Annotated in this window: 14 protein-coding genes; 7 read left to right on the forward strand and 7 right to left on the reverse strand. The window is 65.8% G+C overall.

What is annotated here, in order from left to right; translation table 11 throughout:
* Window positions 1–5 precede the first annotated feature (5 nt).
* Complete coding sequence (locus HQ354_RS08785) at window positions 6–665, forward strand: hypothetical protein (protein WP_114332566.1); 660 nt, start codon at window positions 6–8, stop codon at window positions 663–665.
* Here HQ354_RS08785 and HQ354_RS08790 read toward each other — a convergent pair.
* The gene (locus HQ354_RS08790; protein ID WP_222634561.1) at window positions 652–1,329 is read right to left on the reverse strand and encodes a PhzF family phenazine biosynthesis protein; all 678 of its coding nucleotides are present in this window, start codon (window positions 1,327–1,329) and stop codon (window positions 652–654) included. The two genes, HQ354_RS08785 and HQ354_RS08790, sit on opposite strands and share 14 nt — an antisense overlap.
* A 52-nt stretch (window positions 1,330–1,381) precedes the next feature.
* On the opposite strand from HQ354_RS08790, the gene HQ354_RS08795 reads away from it, so the two are divergent.
* Window positions 1,382–2,302, forward strand: a complete 921-nt coding sequence (locus HQ354_RS08795) for a hydrogen peroxide-inducible genes activator (protein ID WP_222634560.1) — start codon at window positions 1,382–1,384, stop codon at window positions 2,300–2,302.
* A gap of 3 nt (window positions 2,303–2,305) precedes the next feature.
* Here the strand turns inward: HQ354_RS08795 and HQ354_RS08800 are convergent, their stop codons facing one another.
* The 4 genes from HQ354_RS08800 to sthA form a co-directional block, all read right to left on the reverse strand.
* Window positions 2,306–4,816, reverse strand: coding sequence for an RNA helicase (locus HQ354_RS08800; protein ID WP_167676058.1), 2,511 nt, complete (start codon window positions 4,814–4,816; stop codon window positions 2,306–2,308).
* Window positions 4,817–4,863: 47 nt separating this feature from the next.
* Window positions 4,864–5,901 carry an alpha/beta fold hydrolase gene (locus tag HQ354_RS08805; RefSeq protein WP_068428963.1) on the reverse strand — a complete coding sequence of 346 codons (1,038 nt, stop codon included), beginning with the start codon at window positions 5,899–5,901 and terminating at the stop codon, window positions 4,864–4,866.
* Between the two features lie 241 nt (window positions 5,902–6,142).
* Window positions 6,143–7,093 (reverse strand): proteasome assembly chaperone family protein, encoded by a 951-nt coding sequence (locus HQ354_RS08810; protein ID WP_167676056.1) that lies wholly within the window; start codon window positions 7,091–7,093, stop codon window positions 6,143–6,145.
* 165 nt (window positions 7,094–7,258) lie between these two features.
* Entirely contained in the window at window positions 7,259–8,692 is a 1,434-nt protein-coding gene (gene sthA / locus HQ354_RS08815) for a Si-specific NAD(P)(+) transhydrogenase (protein WP_222634559.1), read from the reverse strand.
* Window positions 8,693–8,846: 154 nt separating this feature from the next.
* On the opposite strand from sthA, the gene HQ354_RS08820 reads away from it, so the two are divergent.
* The 4 genes from HQ354_RS08820 (at window position 8,847) to HQ354_RS08835 (ending at window position 12,661) form a co-directional block, all read left to right on the forward strand.
* Window positions 8,847–9,932, forward strand: a complete 1,086-nt coding sequence (locus HQ354_RS08820) for an S-(hydroxymethyl)mycothiol dehydrogenase (RefSeq protein WP_222634558.1) — start codon at window positions 8,847–8,849, stop codon at window positions 9,930–9,932.
* Window positions 9,929–10,555 carry an MBL fold metallo-hydrolase gene (locus HQ354_RS08825; protein ID WP_222634557.1) on the forward strand — a complete coding sequence of 209 codons (627 nt, stop codon included), beginning with the start codon at window positions 9,929–9,931 and terminating at the stop codon, window positions 10,553–10,555. The genes HQ354_RS08820 and HQ354_RS08825 overlap by 4 nt, the downstream gene beginning before the upstream one ends.
* Before the next feature lie 159 nt (window positions 10,556–10,714).
* Window positions 10,715–11,422 (forward strand): sensor domain-containing protein, encoded by a 708-nt coding sequence (locus HQ354_RS08830; RefSeq protein ID WP_374107326.1) that lies wholly within the window; start codon window positions 10,715–10,717, stop codon window positions 11,420–11,422.
* Between the two features lie 102 nt (window positions 11,423–11,524).
* Window positions 11,525–12,661 (forward strand): DUF4192 domain-containing protein, encoded by a 1,137-nt coding sequence (locus HQ354_RS08835; protein WP_222634556.1) that lies wholly within the window; start codon window positions 11,525–11,527, stop codon window positions 12,659–12,661.
* Window positions 12,662–12,670: 9 nt separating this feature from the next.
* Here HQ354_RS08835 and galE read toward each other — a convergent pair whose 3' ends face one another.
* Together galE and HQ354_RS08845 are read right to left on the reverse strand one after the other, a co-directional pair.
* Window positions 12,671–13,660: a UDP-glucose 4-epimerase GalE gene (gene galE / locus HQ354_RS08840; protein ID WP_222634555.1), complete on the reverse strand. Its 990-nt coding sequence runs from the start codon at window positions 13,658–13,660 to the stop codon at window positions 12,671–12,673.
* Window positions 13,661–13,725: 65 nt separating this feature from the next.
* Window positions 13,726–14,412, reverse strand: coding sequence for a metal-dependent transcriptional regulator (locus HQ354_RS08845; protein ID WP_068424508.1), 687 nt, complete (start codon window positions 14,410–14,412; stop codon window positions 13,726–13,728).
* A gap of 158 nt (window positions 14,413–14,570) precedes the next feature.
* Here HQ354_RS08845 and HQ354_RS08850 point away from each other — a divergent pair, with 158 nt between their 5' ends.
* Window positions 14,571–15,842 (forward strand): acetoin utilization protein AcuC, encoded by a 1,272-nt coding sequence (locus HQ354_RS08850; protein ID WP_222634554.1) that lies wholly within the window; start codon window positions 14,571–14,573, stop codon window positions 15,840–15,842.
* The last annotated feature ends 42 nt before the right edge of the window (window positions 15,843–15,884 follow it).

Raw genomic sequence — 15,884 nt, forward strand, 5'->3', positions numbered from 1 at the left:
ACCGTATGAATGCGTCGCGAATCGATCTGGATACAGCGGTGGACGCGACCAGGACCGGTGACATCTGGATCTTCCGTGGCCGTTCGGCGGCCGACAGGGCGATTCAAACTCTGACGAACAGTCCCGTCAACCATGTGGGGATGGCCGTCGTCGTGGACGATCTGCCTCCGCTGATGTGGCATGCGGAGCTGGGAAAGTCGTTGCAGGACATGTGGACCGGCAATTTCCAGCGCGGTGTGCAACTGCACGATCTTCGCGCTGCCGTGCTCCAGTGGACGCTGAAATACGAACAGCGTTGCTGGCTGCGGCAATTGGGGACGGCCGTGACACGAGAGCAGGAAGATGCGCTGATGCGGACCATCGCTCGCATGGACGGCACCGCGTTTCCGACGACGGCGAAGTTGGCAGGGCGTTGGTTCAAAGGACGCGTCCCCACGTTGATTCGGCGGCAGGAGCCGTCGGCCGCGATCGAGACGGCCTACTGTGCGGAAGTGGTTGCGACGACGTACGAGTCGATGGGCCTGCTCGCCGGGCACAAGAAGGCGAACTGGTTCGACCCGGGCAAATTCTGGAGCGGCGATCGGTTACCGCTGGCCGACGGCGTCACGCTGGGTGACGAGATCGCAGTCGACGTGCCGCACGAAGAATCTCCTACCGCACGGTGATCGACGAGTCCGCGACGGTCCGGCCGCCGAGCTCGATCCAGCCGTCGTCCAGACAGGTCGTCAGCAGCCTCGATCCGCGGCCTTGGTGAATGCGGATCCCCAGTCCCAGCGACGCGGTGATGCGAACTGCTGCCGCGCCGGTCGCTTCGTCCTCGGCAATCCCCATCTCGGGCGCGAACATTCGCGAACGTATCGCCTCGTGTTCGGCGTCCATCCATGCCCACACGTAGTGGTGCCCTTCGGTGAAGGTCGACAGGTCGACCGACTCGACCTCGTCGACGGTCGTCAACGGATGCATCGTGAACTCCGGAGCCCAGTCGGCTCGTGCCCGCACCGCCGTCGTGCCGTCACCGTAGGTCACCTGCAGCTCTCCGGCAGGGACGACGAGGGTGTCGATCGGGTGCCCCTGCGCGCCGAGCCACCACGACAGGCCGACGGTCGGGTGCCCCGCGAACGGGAGTTCGACGGCAGGAGTGAAGATGGCTGCGGAAGCCGTCGACCCGCCGTCGTGGTCGACGAAGATCGTCTCGCTGAAGCCGAGTTCGGTGGCCAGCGACTGACGCTCGGCGGGCGGCACGGCGTGACTGCGGACGATTCCGAGCGGATTGCCGTACCGGCCTGCGTCGTCGGTGAACACGCGAACGACTGCCACGTCGATACTCATGTCGGGGAATCTACCAAAGGCGCAGGCGATAGCCCTCGCTAAACTGATAGGCATGGCTGATCAAAGTTACCAACCCACGCTGTCGCAACTGCGTGCGTTCGTCGCCGTCGCCGAGCACCGGCACTTCGGAACGGCCGCGGCACGACTGAAGGTCAGCCAGCCGACGTTGTCGCAGGCGCTCGCGTCGTTGGAACAGGGCCTCGGGGTGCAACTCGTGGAACGCAGCACACGCAAAGTGCTCATGACGACGGCCGGAAGCCAATTGCTCGACCGTGCGCGGGCCACGCTCGAGGCCGCCGACGGGTTCACGGTGGCGGCGTCGGGACTGGGCGGCGGGCTGTCCGGACCGCTTCGACTCGGTCTCATTCCGACGGTTGCGCCGTACGTCCTGCCCGCGCTGCTGCCGGCGTTGCGCCGCGAGTATCCGGCTCTGGAGCCGTTCATCGTCGAGGATCGGACCGAGCGCCTTCTCGCGTCGTTGCGTTCGGGCGCGATCGAGGCCGCCGTTCTCGCCTTGCCGACCGAGGAGTCGGGAGTCGTCGATCTGCCCTTGTACAGCGAGGATTTCGTGCTGATCGTGCCCTCCGGGCATCCTCTCGACGGTCGTACGGATCTGACGCTGTCGGCTCTCGTCGATCAGCCGATACTGCTGTTGGACGAAGGGCATTGCCTGCGCGACCAGACGCTCGATCTGTGTCGTTCCGTCGACGCCGTTCCCGCGGCCGGCGACACACGCGCGACGTCACTGGCGACGGTCGTGCAGTGCGTCGCGGGCGGGCTCGGTGTGACGCTCGTGCCCCGGTCGGCTGTCGCGGTCGAGACGGCCAAGGGAAATCTGGGCGTCGCCGAGTTCGCCGATCCGAAGCCCGGACGCACGATGGGGCTCGTCTACCGCGCCTCGAGTGCACGCGCCGAAGAGTACGGTGCCATCGCGGCATTGATCTCGTCCGTCGGCGCCGGCCTGCACGCCTGAACGTCAGCCCGCGGTGATCGTCACCTCGTCGAACACGATCTCGCCTGATGCGTTCGATTCGTCGACGTCGACCACGGCATTCAACGACCAGCCCTGATCGCCGTCCGGATCTTCCAGGATCTGCCGAACCGTCGTGCGGTTCGGCCCGACGGTGAGATCGAACAGAGCGGGGCCTCGCGCCGACGGACCGGTGCCCAACTCGCCGTACTCGTCGAAGAACGGCGCGAGCTCGGCCTCCCAGTCCGGCCCGTCGTCCAGCTCGTCGAGCGCCGCCCACCGACCTGCTGCGGCGAGCTCGACGCGCTTGAACATCGCGTTGCGGACCATGACACGGAACGCGCGCGGGTTGGCCGAGATCGGCCTCGGTGAATCCCCGCCGTAGGCTTCGGGTTTCGCCTCCGGCTCCTCACCCGGATCGGTGAGGTTCTCCCACTCGTCCAGCAGGCTCGAATCGACTTGGCGCACAAGCTCTCCGAGCCATTCGGTGATGTCCTGCACTTCCTCGGTCCTGGCCTCGGGAGGTACCGTCTGGCGCAATGCGCGATACGCGTCGGCGAGATACCGCAGCACGAGGCCCTCGGAACGAGTCAGTCCGTAGTGGCTGATCAACTCGGCGAACGTCATCGTTCGTTCGATCATGTCGCGGACGACGGTCTTCGGCGACAGCGCGAACTCGCTCACCCACGGGTGGCCACCGCGATAGATCTCGAACGCCGGAACGAGAAGCTCGGCAAGGGGTTTCGGCCACGTGACCTCTTCCAGCAACTCCATGCGCTCGTCGTACTCGATACCGTCGGCCTTCATCTGTGCGACGGCTTCACCTCGGGCCGCGTGCTGCTGCGCCATCAGGATCTGGCGGGGATCGTCGAGCGTCGCTTCGATGACCGAGACGACGTCGAGGGCATGCGTCGGCGACTCGGCGTCGAGCAGTTCGAAGGTCGCCAGTGCGAACGGGGACAGTGGCTGGTTCAGGGCGAAGTCCGGCTGCAGATCGACCGTCAACCGAGCATGCCTGCCATCGGCGTCCGGCTCGTCGAGTTGCTCCACGATCCCCGCGGCCACGAGTCCTCGATACAGCGTGATCGCCCGAAGGATGTGCTTACGCTGCGCAGGTCGGCTCTCGTGATTGTCCTCGAGCAGGTGGCGCATCGCGTCGAAGCAATTGCCGGGTCGCGCAATGACATTGAGCAACATCGAATTGCTGACGGCGAACCGCGACTGCAGCGGCTCGGGGCTGGCGGCGACGATCCGGTCGAACGTCGGCTCGCCCCACGAGACGAATCCGTCCGGCGCTTTCTTGCGTTGGACGCGCTTGAGTTTCTTCGGGTCGTCACCGGCCTTGGCGATCAGTCGCGCGTTCTCGATGTCGTGCTCGGGCGCCTCGACGACGACGGTTCCCAACGTGTCGTATCCGGCTCGTCCGGCCCGGCCTGCGATCTGGTGGAATTCCCTCGCACGTAGCTGGCGGGTACGGATGCCGTCGTACTTGGTCAGTCCGGTGAACAGCACCGTTCGGATGGGCACGTTGATTCCCACGCCGAGAGTGTCCGTGCCGCAGATGACCTTGAGCAGGCCGTCCTGCGCGAGCTTCTCGACGAGGCGTCGATATTTCGGCAGCATGCCCGCGTGATGGACGCCGATGCCGTGACGGACTAAGCGAGACAACGTCTTTCCGAAGCCGGTCGTGAAGCGGAACTGGCCGATGGCGTCGGCGATCTGTTGCTTCTCCTCCTTCGACGCGACGTTGACGCTCGTCAGAGCCTGCGCACGTTCGAGGGCGGCGGCCTGCGTGAAGTGCACGACGTACACCGGCGCGAGATGAGTGTCGACGAGTTCTTCGATGGTTTCGCCGATCGGCGTCGTCACGTACGAGAACATCAGCGGCACAGGGCGTTCCGAGCCGGACACCACCGTCGTCGCGCGGCCGGTGCGCCTGGTCAGGTCGTCGCGGAAGAACGAGACGTCACCGAGCGTGGCGGACATGAGCAGGAACTGCGCGTTCGGGAGCTCGATCAGCGGCACCTGCCACGCCCAGCCGCGATCGGGCTCGGAGTAGTAGTGGAACTCGTCCATGATCACCTGACCGATGTCCGAGTTCGCGCCCTGACGCAACGCCAGGTTCGCGACGATCTCGGCGGTGGCGCAGATGATGGGCGCTCCCGCATTGACCGACGCGTCGCCCGTCATCATTCCGACGTTCTGGGCGCCGAAGATCTCGCACAGCGCGAAGAACTTCTCGCTGACGAGTGCCTTGATCGGCGCGGTGTAGAAGCTCCGAATGCCCGACGCCATCGCCGCGAAATGCGCACCGACGGCCACCATCGACTTCCCGGAACCGGTCGGCGTCGCGAGGATGACGTTCGAGCCCGACACCAGCTCGATGAGCGCCTCTTCCTGCGCGGGATACAGCGTCAGGCCGCGGTCGACGGTCCACGACGTGAAGACGTCGAACAGTGTGTCCGGGTCCTGTGCTTCGTCGGTCGTGGGATCGGGGACGAGATCGGTGAGAAGCACGTCTACAGGTTATGGGTCGAGTGCGTGGGAGGCGCCATCGCCCCTTGTCACGTCGCGCTGCGCTCGTCCGACCCCATCGCGCCGAGTACGGCGAGGCGCGTGCTCGCGCTACCGGTGATCGTGTCCTCACCGATGCCGTTCAGCAACAGGTTGCGCCACCGTGCCTCGTCGAAGTCCAAGGGGGGAGTGGACGCCAGGAACGTCTCGAGGACCTGCAGGAAACGAATGGGATCGTCCCGGAACGGGAAATGACCCGATCCACGGAAGATCTCGAGGACGGAGCCTGGCATCGCAGAATGGGCGAGATGCGCATGGCTCACCGGAATCACCGAATCGCTGCCACCCCAGACGAGCAGTACGGGGAGGTTCTCGGTCAGGTAACAGCGGTCGAGCATCGTGACGACCTGGCCGCGCCAGTCGACCACGGCGCGCAGCGTGCGCAGGTACGCCTCGTGCGCGGTCGGATCGGGGAGTCCGCTGAGGACACGCACCAGATCGGGCGTGTCGTGCAGCATCGCGCCCGGTCGGAACGGGGAACGGTTCAGCTTTCCGACGAGGTCGCCCGCCAGCTTCACCATCGTCATGGCCCCGGGAACGCGAAGAACCTTGACGACGTCGCTGGCGAGTGGGATGGACGCCAGACGCAGAATCGGGTGGACGTCTCGGGTGACGCCGCCGGCCGACACGAGGACGAGCCTGTCGACCATGTGCGGAAATTGGTAGGCGAACTGCATTGCGACGCCGCCGCCGAGGGAGTGGCCGACGACGGTGACCCGATCGATGCCCAGCACCGACAGCAGGTCACGCATCCCGTTCGCGTACGCCGCGACGGAGTAGTCGGCGCGAGGCTTGTCGGACTTGCCGTGCCCCAGCAAATCGGGCGCAATCACGGTGTAGTTCTGGGCGAGATGCGGGACGATGTCGTTCCACGTCTCGGAATTGTCGCCGATGCCGTGGATGAGCAACAGGACAGGTCCGTCTCCGGCCATACGAAAGGCGCGGCGGTACCCGTGAATGGTTCGGTACATCAAGCGTGGCTCGGCGTCGGGAACCGGCCGAAGCTTCCGCGTGCGTAGGGTGCTCATGCTGCCTCTTGTAGTCCTTGCACGTATCTCGGCGCCGGACCGCGGTGCGTGACGGGCTGGGTCGCGCCGGTTCCGACTCGAATTACATCCATGACTCTCGCACGAGAACGTGCGATCGGCGAGAGAAGAGAGCGTATTCGGAGTTACAGATATGTTTCGTGCGTCGTCAGCCCATTCCAGGTCACACAAAAATACGGGCGTCCGTGTGAGCAGTCACACGGACGCACGTTCGGTCGTCGGTTCAGTTCTCGCGATCGGTGTCGTCGGTATCCGAGTCGAATCCGCTTTGCTCGGCGAGGAAGCGTTCGAACTCCGCTCCGAGCTCGTCTCCACTCGGCAACGGCTCGTCACCGGCCAGAAGTGTCGACTGCTGCTCCTGCGCGGCGACGTAGGTGTCGTATTGGCGTTCCAGCGCGTGGACGACCGACTGAACTTCTTCGTTGCCCGTGATGTGCTCGTCGACCTGCTCGCGTACGCGCGCTGCGGCCTGTCCCAGTGCCGCCAGCGGCAGATCCAGGTCACCGGCTTCGCTCACGTTCTCGAGCAGTGTCTCGGCGGCGGCCGGGTAGTCGGTCTGGGCCAGGTAGTGCGGTACGTGCACCGAGAAGCCCATCGAGTCGTGTCCGTGCTGCGCGAGTCGGAATTCGAGCAACGAGGAGACGCTGCCCGGCACCTGCAGTTCACCCGACCAACTCTGATCCGACGGCACCATCGACTTGTCCGACGAGTGCGCGGTCACGCCGAGCGGACGTGTGTGCGGAATGGCCATGGGAATGGACCCGAGTCCGATCGTGCGGCGAACGCCCAGCTGCTCCGCCAGAAGGCGCACCGCCGTCGTGAACTTCTCCCAGCGTAGGTCCGGCTCCAGACCCGACAGCAGTAGGAACGGCACCCCGGCGTTGTCCTTGACGGCGTACAGATTCAGCTCCGGCGCATCGTAATCCGAGAAGTGGTCGGCCTTGAACGTCATGGTCGGACGCCGCGAGCGGTAGTCGATCAGCTCGTCGACGTCGAACGACGCCACCAACTCCGTCTCCAACGTGTCGCGCAGGTGCTGCGTCGCGAGACGGACGGCGTGGCCCGCGTCGGAGAATCCCTCGAGGCCGTGAACGAGAACGGGGCCGACGCCGTCGCCCGACGAGGTCTGCGGAGCGGGAAACTCCAGTTCGTACATACTCGACTTCTCGTCCACCACGGACCCCTTTCGTAGACTCGCCGACGGCGCTGGTGCGGCACCGGAAGGCGAAACCGACTTCGCGACAGAATACCCACGAGTGCTACTACCTAACGCACCCGTAGTCACGACTCGATTCGTACGAAAGGAACGCGGGTGTCGCCGTGTTCATTCCCGCGCGCGTCATTCCGGTCGAGACCCGCGGCCCGCGAAATTCTGCAGAGCACGGATCTTGTTGGTGACGTCGAGCGCGGCGACCTTGTACGCCTCGGACAGGGTGGGGTAGTTGAACACCGCGTCGACGAGATAGTCGACCGTGCCGCCGCATCCCATGACGGCTTGGCCGATGTGAATCAGGTCCGTGGCGCCGGAGCCGAAGATGTGAACGCCGAGCAGAGTTCTGTCCTCGGTGGAGACCAGGAGCTTCAGCATCCCGTACGAGTCGCCTGCGATCTGGCCGCGGGCGAGCTCGCGATAGCGGGAGACGCCGACTTCGTACGGGACCGAGTTCCTGGTGAGCTCGACCTCGGTCGCGCCCACGTACGACACCTCCGGAATGGAGTAGATGCCGATGGGTTGCAGATCCATCAAGCCTTGACTCGACTCGCCGAACGCGTGGTACGCGGCGAGCCTGCCCTGATCCATCGACGTCGCCGCGAGCGCGGGGAAGCCGATGACGTCGCCGACGGCGTAGATGTGGTCGACCTTCGTCTGGAAGTTCTCGTCGACGAAGATGCGCCCGCGGGCATCCGCTTCCAGTCCCGCCTTCTCGAGATCGAGCGATCGGGTCATGCCCTGACGCCCCGCGGAGTACATCACCGCCTCGGCGGGAATTCGCTTCCCGCTCGCGAGCGTCGTGACGGTGCCCGACGGGCCGACGTCGACGGCGGTCACCGCTTCGCCGAACCGGAAGGTCACTGCGAGGTCGCGCAGATGGAATTGCAGCGACTCGACGATCTCTCGGTCGCAGAAGTCGAGCATCGTGTCGCGCTTCTCGACGACGGTCACCTTGGTGCCGAGTGCCGCGAACATCGACGCGTACTCGATGCCGATGACGCCTGCGCCCACGACGACCATCGATGAAGGGATGAATTCGAGATTCAGGATGCCGTCGGAATCGAGAACCCGGTAGTCGTCGAATTCGACGTCGGCGGGACGGGCAGGCGACGTGCCCGTCGCGATGACGACGTTCTTGGCCGTCACCGTGATGCGCTCTCCGCGCTGAGGATCGTCGACGACGACCGTGCGCGGGTCGAGGAATGCGCCTGTCCCGGTGATGAGTTCGATCCGATTGCGCAACAGTTGCGATCGGACGACCTCGATCTCCTTGCCGATGACGTGCGTCGTCCGCGCGAGCAGGTCGGCGGGGGTGATGTTGGCTTTGACGCGGTAGCTGGCGCCGTACAGCTCTCGCTGATTCATGCCGGTCAGGTACAGCACGGCCTCGCGCAGCGTCTTCGACGGGATGGTTCCCGTGTTGACGCACACTCCGCCGAGCATCTTGCCCTTCTCGACGATCGCGACGCGTTTGCCCAGCTTGGCGGCCGCAATTGCCGCCTTCTGGCCGCCGGGTCCAGATCCGATCACGACGAGGTCGTATTCCATCGCAGCAGACATGGCTCATAGGTACTCCTCGCACGCAAAGTCCATGTGCCACCCGGATCACGAACTCGTGAACAGCTCGGGCCCCACGAGGTGCGTATGTCGCTACACGTGCATGGGTTGTGGAAGGCTGATGTCAAGACAAATCCAGTCGAAAGTGGAGGTTGCAATGCCACAGCAGGTGCGTGCCGTCGTCGCGAAGGCGAAGGGTGAGGCGGTGTCTCTCGAGACGATCGTGATTCCTGATCCGGGTCCGAACGACGTGGTCGTGAAGATCTCCGCGTGCGGGGTGTGTCATACCGATCTGCATTACCGCGAGGGTGGCATCAACGACGAGTTCCCGTTCCTGCTCGGGCACGAGGCAGCCGGAATCGTCGAAACCGTCGGCGACGCGGTCACCCATGTCGAGGTCGGCGACTTCGTCGTCCTGAACTGGCGTGCGGTGTGTGGTGAGTGCCGGGCCTGCAAGAAGGGCAAGCCCTGGTACTGCTTCGACACCCACAACGCGTCGAAGAAGATGACCCTCGAAGACGGCACCGAACTCTCGCCCGCGTTGGGTATCGGTGCGTTCGCGGACAAGACACTCGTCCACGAGGGCCAGTGCACCAAGGTGAACCCGGACTCCGATCCTGCAGTCGTAGGGTTGCTCGGCTGCGGTGTGATGGCCGGGTTGGGTGCGGCGATGAACACCGGCAACGTTTCGCGCGGTGACTCGGTCGCGGTGATCGGGTGTGGTGGCGTCGGCGATGCGGCGATCGCGGGTGCGCGTCTGGCGGGTGCGACGACGATCATCGCCGTCGACCGGGATCCGGGCAAGCTCGAGTGGGCAAAGGACCTGGGGGCGACGCACACCGTCGATGCGTCGACGGTCGATGCGGTCGAGGCGATCCAGGAGTTGACCGGCGGTTTCGGTGCCGACGTCGTCATCGACGCGGTCGGTCGTCCCGAGACGTGGCGGCAGGCGTTCTACGGCCGCGATCTCGCGGGCACCGTGGTGTTGGTGGGTGTGCCGACGCCGGAGATGATGCTCGAGATGCCGTTGATCGATTTCTTCTCCCGCGGTGGATCGCTCAAGTCGTCGTGGTATGGAGATTGCCTGCCCGAGCGGGACTTCCCGCTGCTGGTCGATCTGTACGAACAGGGACGGTTGCCGCTCGAGAAGTTCGTGACCGAGCGAATCGGGATCGAGGACATCGAGGCCGCGTTCGAGAAGATGCACAAGGGCGAGGTACTGCGATCGGTGGTCGAACTATGAGCCTGCGTATCGACAGGGTCGTCACGTCCGGGACGTTCGCGCTCGACGGCGGTGAGTGGGATGTCGACAACAACATCTGGTTGATCGGCGACGACAACGAGGTCGTGATCGTCGACGCCGCGCACGATGCGCGGCCGATCATCGACGCCGTCGGGGGCCGGACGGTGAAGGCGATCGTCTGCACCCACGGCCACAACGACCATGTCACGGTCGCGCCGGAGTTGTCCCGCGCGCTCGACGCGCCGATTCTTCTGAATCCGGCCGACGACGTGCTGTGGGAACAGACCCACCCCGGCGTCGGTCACGGGACGCTCGAGGACGAGCAGCGCATCTCGGTGGCGGGGACCGACATCGTCGCGTTGCACACGCCGGGTCACTCGCCCGGGTCGACGTGCCTGTATCTGCCCGAGGCGGGGCAGTTGTTCTCCGGGGACACGTTGTTCTCCGGGGGTCCTGGTGCGACGGGCCGGTCGTATTCGGACTTCCCGACGATCATCGGCTCGATCCGAGACCGGTTGTTCGCGCTGCCTGCCGAGACCGAGGTCAAGACGGGCCACGGTGACGGCACCAGCATCGGCGACGAATCGCCGCACCTCGAGGAGTGGATCAAGCGCGGTAGCTGATGCAGCTGCGCTACCCGTGCGCGGATAGTCGGTCCGGAGTCCGACTATCCGCGCACGGGTGGCAACGCCGCACCCCGCGTGCCTACCGCTCGGCGGCCCTGACAGGTGAGAAGGTGGATCGACCACACCCGCCGTAGACCGCTGGAGGACACTTCCGTGTTGCGCCGTTCCGTGACGACGTCTCGACCGATTCTGCTCGCGTTCGGCGCACTCGCAGCGCTGACCGTCGCCGGCTGCAGCAGCAATGTCACCGGAACACCCGCCGCCGGCGACGCCGGAGCATCCCCGGCGCCCGGTAGTTCGGCGGGCGCGGACTCCGATCTGAACGCCCTGCTGATCGACCCGTCGCAGTTCCCGGCCCCGTACGAGGCCATCGTGCTCCCGCCCCAGGCCATCAGCCAGGCCTCTCCCGACCTGACGGGAATCCCCGCGGGCGCGGAGGTGTCGCCCGCCGGGTGCAAGCCGGCAGATCCGACGTCCGCGGCGCTGATCGTCGGCACCGACAACGCGAACCGCGCGACCATCTCGGTCGAGCTCACCTCCGTCGACGAGCCGCTGTCGGACCGCGAAGATCAGTTGACTCGGTGTGCCGAGGTCGAGGCCACCAAATCCGGTGCCACGTCGACGATTCGATCGACGATCACACCCGCGCCCCCGATCGTCGCGGACGAGACTCTGGCCGTGAAGCAGACGGTGTCGTCGGGATCGGGAACCGAATCGATCACGCAGTCCATGCTGACGTTGATGGCCCAGGTGGACGGAACGCGCATCGCCGCGACCTACATGTCGTTCGACGACTCCACTCCCGATGCGGCCACGCTGGACGAACTGTTCACCGCAGCCGTGCAGAAGGTCAAGGCAGGCTGATCGCGAGGGCGGTCTGTCCACAAGTTCGCTCGATCCACAGGGTTTCGCTCAGCCCCAGGTGACGGGCTGATCCCGTTCGGCCGGTGGTCCAGGCTCGTGCCCATGACGACACACTCCGACGACCGACCCGCCTCTTCCGTCACCGTCCGCCTCGACGCGCCAGGGGAGCTGATTGCTGCTCTGCCTGCGATGCTCGGATTCGTCCCGCAGCGCTCGCTGGTGCTGATCTGCCTCCGCATCGACGACGGGGGCACGATCACCGCAGGCACCGTCATGCGGCACGACCTCGACGCCCCGGAATGCCACCGGTTCGCGGACACGACCCTCTACGTGATCCCGGACAGAATGCTCGAGGTGATCGACCGGTTCGCCACGCAGTGCGAACGCGAGGACGTGCGCGACGCCATTGCCGTCGTCGTCGACGATCGAGCTGCGGCGACGATGTCGGGCCCGGTAGGCGACGCGCGTTACGAAGTGTTGGCGCAGTGCGTGATCGACGATTTCGGTGCCCGCGGAACCGACGTGCTTCGGGTGTTGTTCACGCCGGAGATCGCGGCAGGGGCGGAATGGACGTCGTTGGACGGCATGGAGGAATGGGGGCGCGTGGGGGACCCGCGGACGTCACCGGTCGCGCTCGCCTACGCGATGGAGGGACGCTTCGTACAGCCGTCACGCGAGCGGCTGGCCGACGCGGTGCAGCCGGTCGACGACGAGACCAGCCGGCGGGTAGCGGACCTGATGCCCCGGGCGCGGGGTGAACGGCACGACTCGGACGGAACACATCTCTCACGGATTCTCGACATCCTCGACCGGGCGCATACGCATTCACCCGACGCCGCGCCTGTGCTGGACATCACGGCTGACACCGCGGCGACCATCGGAGCAGCCCTTGGCCGTCTTCCCGTGCGCGACAGCCTGCTCGCGCTCGTGCTCACCGACATGGCCCACGTCGCCGAGATGTTGTGGGCGACGTTGACGCGTGTCCTCCCGGCGCCCGAACGCGCAACGGCCGCATGCCTTCTCGCGTTCAGCGCATACGCGCGCGGGGACGGTGCCATGGCAGTGATAGCGCTCGAGGTCGCGTTGGACGCCGACCCCGAGCACTCACTCGCCCGGCTGCTCGACCGATCGCTTTCCGCGGGCGCGGGCCCTGCACTGATCCGTGAAGTTGCACTCAGCGGCTATGCGACGGCCGACAAGTGCGGCGTGCGCCTGCCGTTGCCGCTCGCCGCTCCGTGAGAAACCGTGTCAACGGCCAATTTTCGCGGCGTGCGATCGGTCGCCGAGCTCCTGCAGGAACGTCCAGGCATCGGACACGATGACGTCCAGATCGGTGAACTGTGGCTTCCACCCCAGATCGGCGATCGCTCGATCGCTCGACGCGATGAGGACGGCCGGATCGCCTGCGCGTCGCGGTGCTTCCTCCACCGGAATGTCCAGGCCGGTCACACGTGTGCACGCCTCGATGACTTCCTTGACCGAGAATCCGGTTCCGCTGCCCAGGTTGTAGATCCGGTGCGATCCTGCGGCCGACGATTCGAGCGCCAGGATGTGGGCCTCGGCCAGGTCGGCGACATGGATGTAGTCGCGCACCGCCGTGCCGTCGGGAGTCGGCCAGTCGGTGCCGAACACCGAGATCTTCGCGCGCTGGCCCAGTGCGGTCTGCAGCACCAACGGGATCAGATGGGTTTCCACGACGCGGTTCTCGCCGAATCCGGCGTACGCGCCCGCGACGTTGAAGTAACGGAGACTCGTCGCAGCGAGACCGTACGCGTGCGCATACGACGTGATCGCATGGTCGATCGCCAGCTTCGTCGCACCGTACGGATTGGTGGGGGCGGTGGGCATCGCTTCGGTGATCGGGGTCTGCTCCGGCTCGCCGTACGTCGCGGCCGTCGAGGAGAAGACGAGTCGGGGAGTGCCCGATTCACGCATCGCGTCCAGCAGCGCCAGAGTGGTCACGACGTTGCCGGTCCAGTACTTGTCCGGCGCGACGACGGACTCGCCGACGAGTGACTGCGCAGCGAAATGGAGAACACCGTCGAACTCCGCGCCGGTGAGGACGGACGCTGCCACGTCCTTGATGTCTGCTTCGACGAACGTGGCCTGTGGCGGCACCGCGTCGCGGTTGCCGGTGATCAGATTGTCCACGACGACCACTTCGTGGCCACGTTCGATCAACACCGCGGCGCACACACTGCCGACGTAGCCGGCGCCGCCGGTCACCAAAAGTTTCACTGTCCGCTCCTCGTCGGGCCGGCGGCCGGTCGTCGAGACAGGCCCCGGTACCCGACTGGAGGGATCTAGACCTGCTTGACCTGAACGGCGTGGGCCATCTCGTCCGAAATATCGATGCCTTCGTGACCGGGAACGGTGATCGTGACCGTTCCCGCCTTCGCCTCGACTGTAACCCGTGCATCAGGGACCACGCCTGCATCACGCAGCTGTGAGATCACTTCGGGATCCGACTGCACGTGCTCGGCCAGTCGACGTACGACGACGGCCGTCGCCTGTCCGTGGGGGAGATCGGTCAGCCGAATCAAGTCCTCGTGCTGCGCCGCAGGCTGTCCGAGACCCAGTTCTTCCAGCCCGGGAATCGGGTTGCCGTACGGAGACGTGGTGGGGTTGTTCAGCACGGTGACGAGGCGTCGTTCGACTTCCTCGCTCATCACGTGCTCCCACCGGCACGCCTCGGCGTGCACGTCCTCCCAGCGAAGCCCGATGACATCGACCAGCAGTCGCTCGGCCAGGCGATGCTTGCGCATCACCGACACCGCGAGGCTGCGGCCCTTCTCCGTCAGCTCGAGGTGGCGATCGCCCGCAACCGAGAGCAGCCCGTCGCGTTCCATACGGGCAACTGTCTGACTGACGGTGGGACCGCTCTGCTCGAGGCGCTCGGCGATACGTGCCCGCAGCGGAACGACGCCTTCTTCTTCCAAGTCGTAGATCGTCCGGAGGTACATCTCCGTGGTGTCGACCAGATCCTTCACACTCAACCCCTTCGTCTCGGGCGATTCTACCGTTGTCGAGCTCGAATCGGCGTCGTAGGTCGACCGCCCGCGTGCCCCGTTCGGGTACCCGTCGGTAACCGCGGGGCGGCGCGCGCCGTTGCTCGCGCCGCCCCATGACGACAAGTAGCGTTGTCGTCATGGCAGACCTGGCGGCTGGACCGCCTCCGAGCACCGCGGCGGCCCAGGACGACATCGTCGTCTGGAGCCCCGATTACCTCTCGTATCGGTGGAGTGACGACCACCCGATGAATCCCACTCGCCTCGATCTGACGATGTCGCTGGCACGCAGCATCGGGGTTCTCGACGGAATCGAGCCCGTCGAACCGACGGCCGCGAGCGACAGCGAACTGCTGCGAATCCATACGCCTGCATACATCGAAGCGGTCAAGAACGCTCCCGAGAAGGGACCGTCGATCGTCCATCCCGATGCGGTCGAGCACGGTCTCGGTTCCGACGACAATCCGGTGTTCCGACAGATGCACGAGGCCAGCGCGATGCTTGCCGGCGGAACGCTGGCGGCCGCGAGGGAGATCGCGTCGGGCAGAGCCCGTCGGGCCGTGAGTATCGGCGGCGGTATGCACCACGCGATGCCGGACTGGGCATCGGGATTCTGTGTCTACAACGACGCGGCAATCGCGATTTCCTGGCTGCTGGACAACGGGTTCGATCGCATCGCGTACATCGACGTCGACGCCCATCACGGTGACGGCGTCCAGCACGCGTTCGTCGCCGATCCGCGGGTGCTGACGGTGTCGCTGCATCAACATCCTGCGACGCTGTGGCCGAACACCGGGTGGTCCACCGAAGTCGGAACGGGTGCCGCCGAGGGCACGTCGATCAACGTTCCTCTGCTGCCGAACACCGGAGACAGGCTGTGGCTGAGGGCATTTCATGCCGTCGTGCCGGGAGCTGTCGCGGCGTTCCGTCCTCAGATCATCGTCAGCCAGTGTGGCGTCGACAGCCATCGCGAGGATCCGCTTGCCGATCTCGCGCTCACCGTCGACGGTCAGAACGCGGCGTTCCTGGCGATGCGCGATCTGGCCGACAAGCACGCAGACGGACGATGGATCGCTGTCGGCGGAGGCGGTTACGGTCTGGTCCGTGTCGTCCCTCGCGCGTGGACCTATCTGATCGCAGCAGCGCTCGGACGCCCGGTCGATGCCGGGCTCGCGCTGCCCGATTCATGGCGAGAGCGGGTTCGGGCGATGGCACCGAGCATCGATCTGCCGCAGGTCATGGGCGATGGCGGCGACGTCGACTACCCGGCATGGGACGGCCCGGGGGGCGCGGCAACCGGATCGACGGAAGCGTCGGATCGAGCTCTCGAACGCGTCGACTCCGCGATTCTGGCAACCCGTCGAGCAGCGTTCCCGTTGCTCGGACTCGACCCGGAGGACCCTCGTGACTGACTCCACGGAATCCACGGCGACAGAACCCACCGCGAAGGAACG

It is taken from the genome of Rhodococcus sp. BP-261 (genome assembly GCF_019835205.1).
In the GTDB taxonomy this organism is placed as follows: Bacteria; Actinomycetota; Actinomycetes; order Mycobacteriales; family Mycobacteriaceae; genus Rhodococcoides; species Rhodococcoides kyotonensis_B.

Bases quoted from the DNA above. Each gene is read 5' to 3' on its own strand.
- HQ354_RS08785 (WP_114332566.1), top strand. From the start codon at position 6: ATGAATGCGTCGCGAATCGATCTGGATACAGCGGTGGACGCGACCAGG.
- HQ354_RS08790 (WP_222634561.1), bottom strand. From the start codon at position 1,329: ATGAGTATCGACGTGGCAGTCGTTCGCGTGTTCACCGACGACGCAGGC.
- HQ354_RS08795 (WP_222634560.1), top strand. From the start codon at position 1,382: ATGGCTGATCAAAGTTACCAACCCACGCTGTCGCAACTGCGTGCGTTC.
- HQ354_RS08805 (WP_068428963.1), bottom strand. From the start codon at position 5,901: ATGAGCACCCTACGCACGCGGAAGCTTCGGCCGGTTCCCGACGCCGAG.
- sthA (WP_222634559.1), bottom strand. From the start codon at position 8,692: ATGTCTGCTGCGATGGAATACGACCTCGTCGTGATCGGATCTGGACCC.
- HQ354_RS08820 (WP_222634558.1), top strand. From the start codon at position 8,847: ATGCCACAGCAGGTGCGTGCCGTCGTCGCGAAGGCGAAGGGTGAGGCG.
- HQ354_RS08825 (WP_222634557.1), top strand. From the start codon at position 9,929: ATGAGCCTGCGTATCGACAGGGTCGTCACGTCCGGGACGTTCGCGCTC.
- HQ354_RS08835 (WP_222634556.1), top strand. From the start codon at position 11,525: ATGACGACACACTCCGACGACCGACCCGCCTCTTCCGTCACCGTCCGC.
- HQ354_RS08850 (WP_222634554.1), top strand. From the start codon at position 14,571: ATGGCAGACCTGGCGGCTGGACCGCCTCCGAGCACCGCGGCGGCCCAG.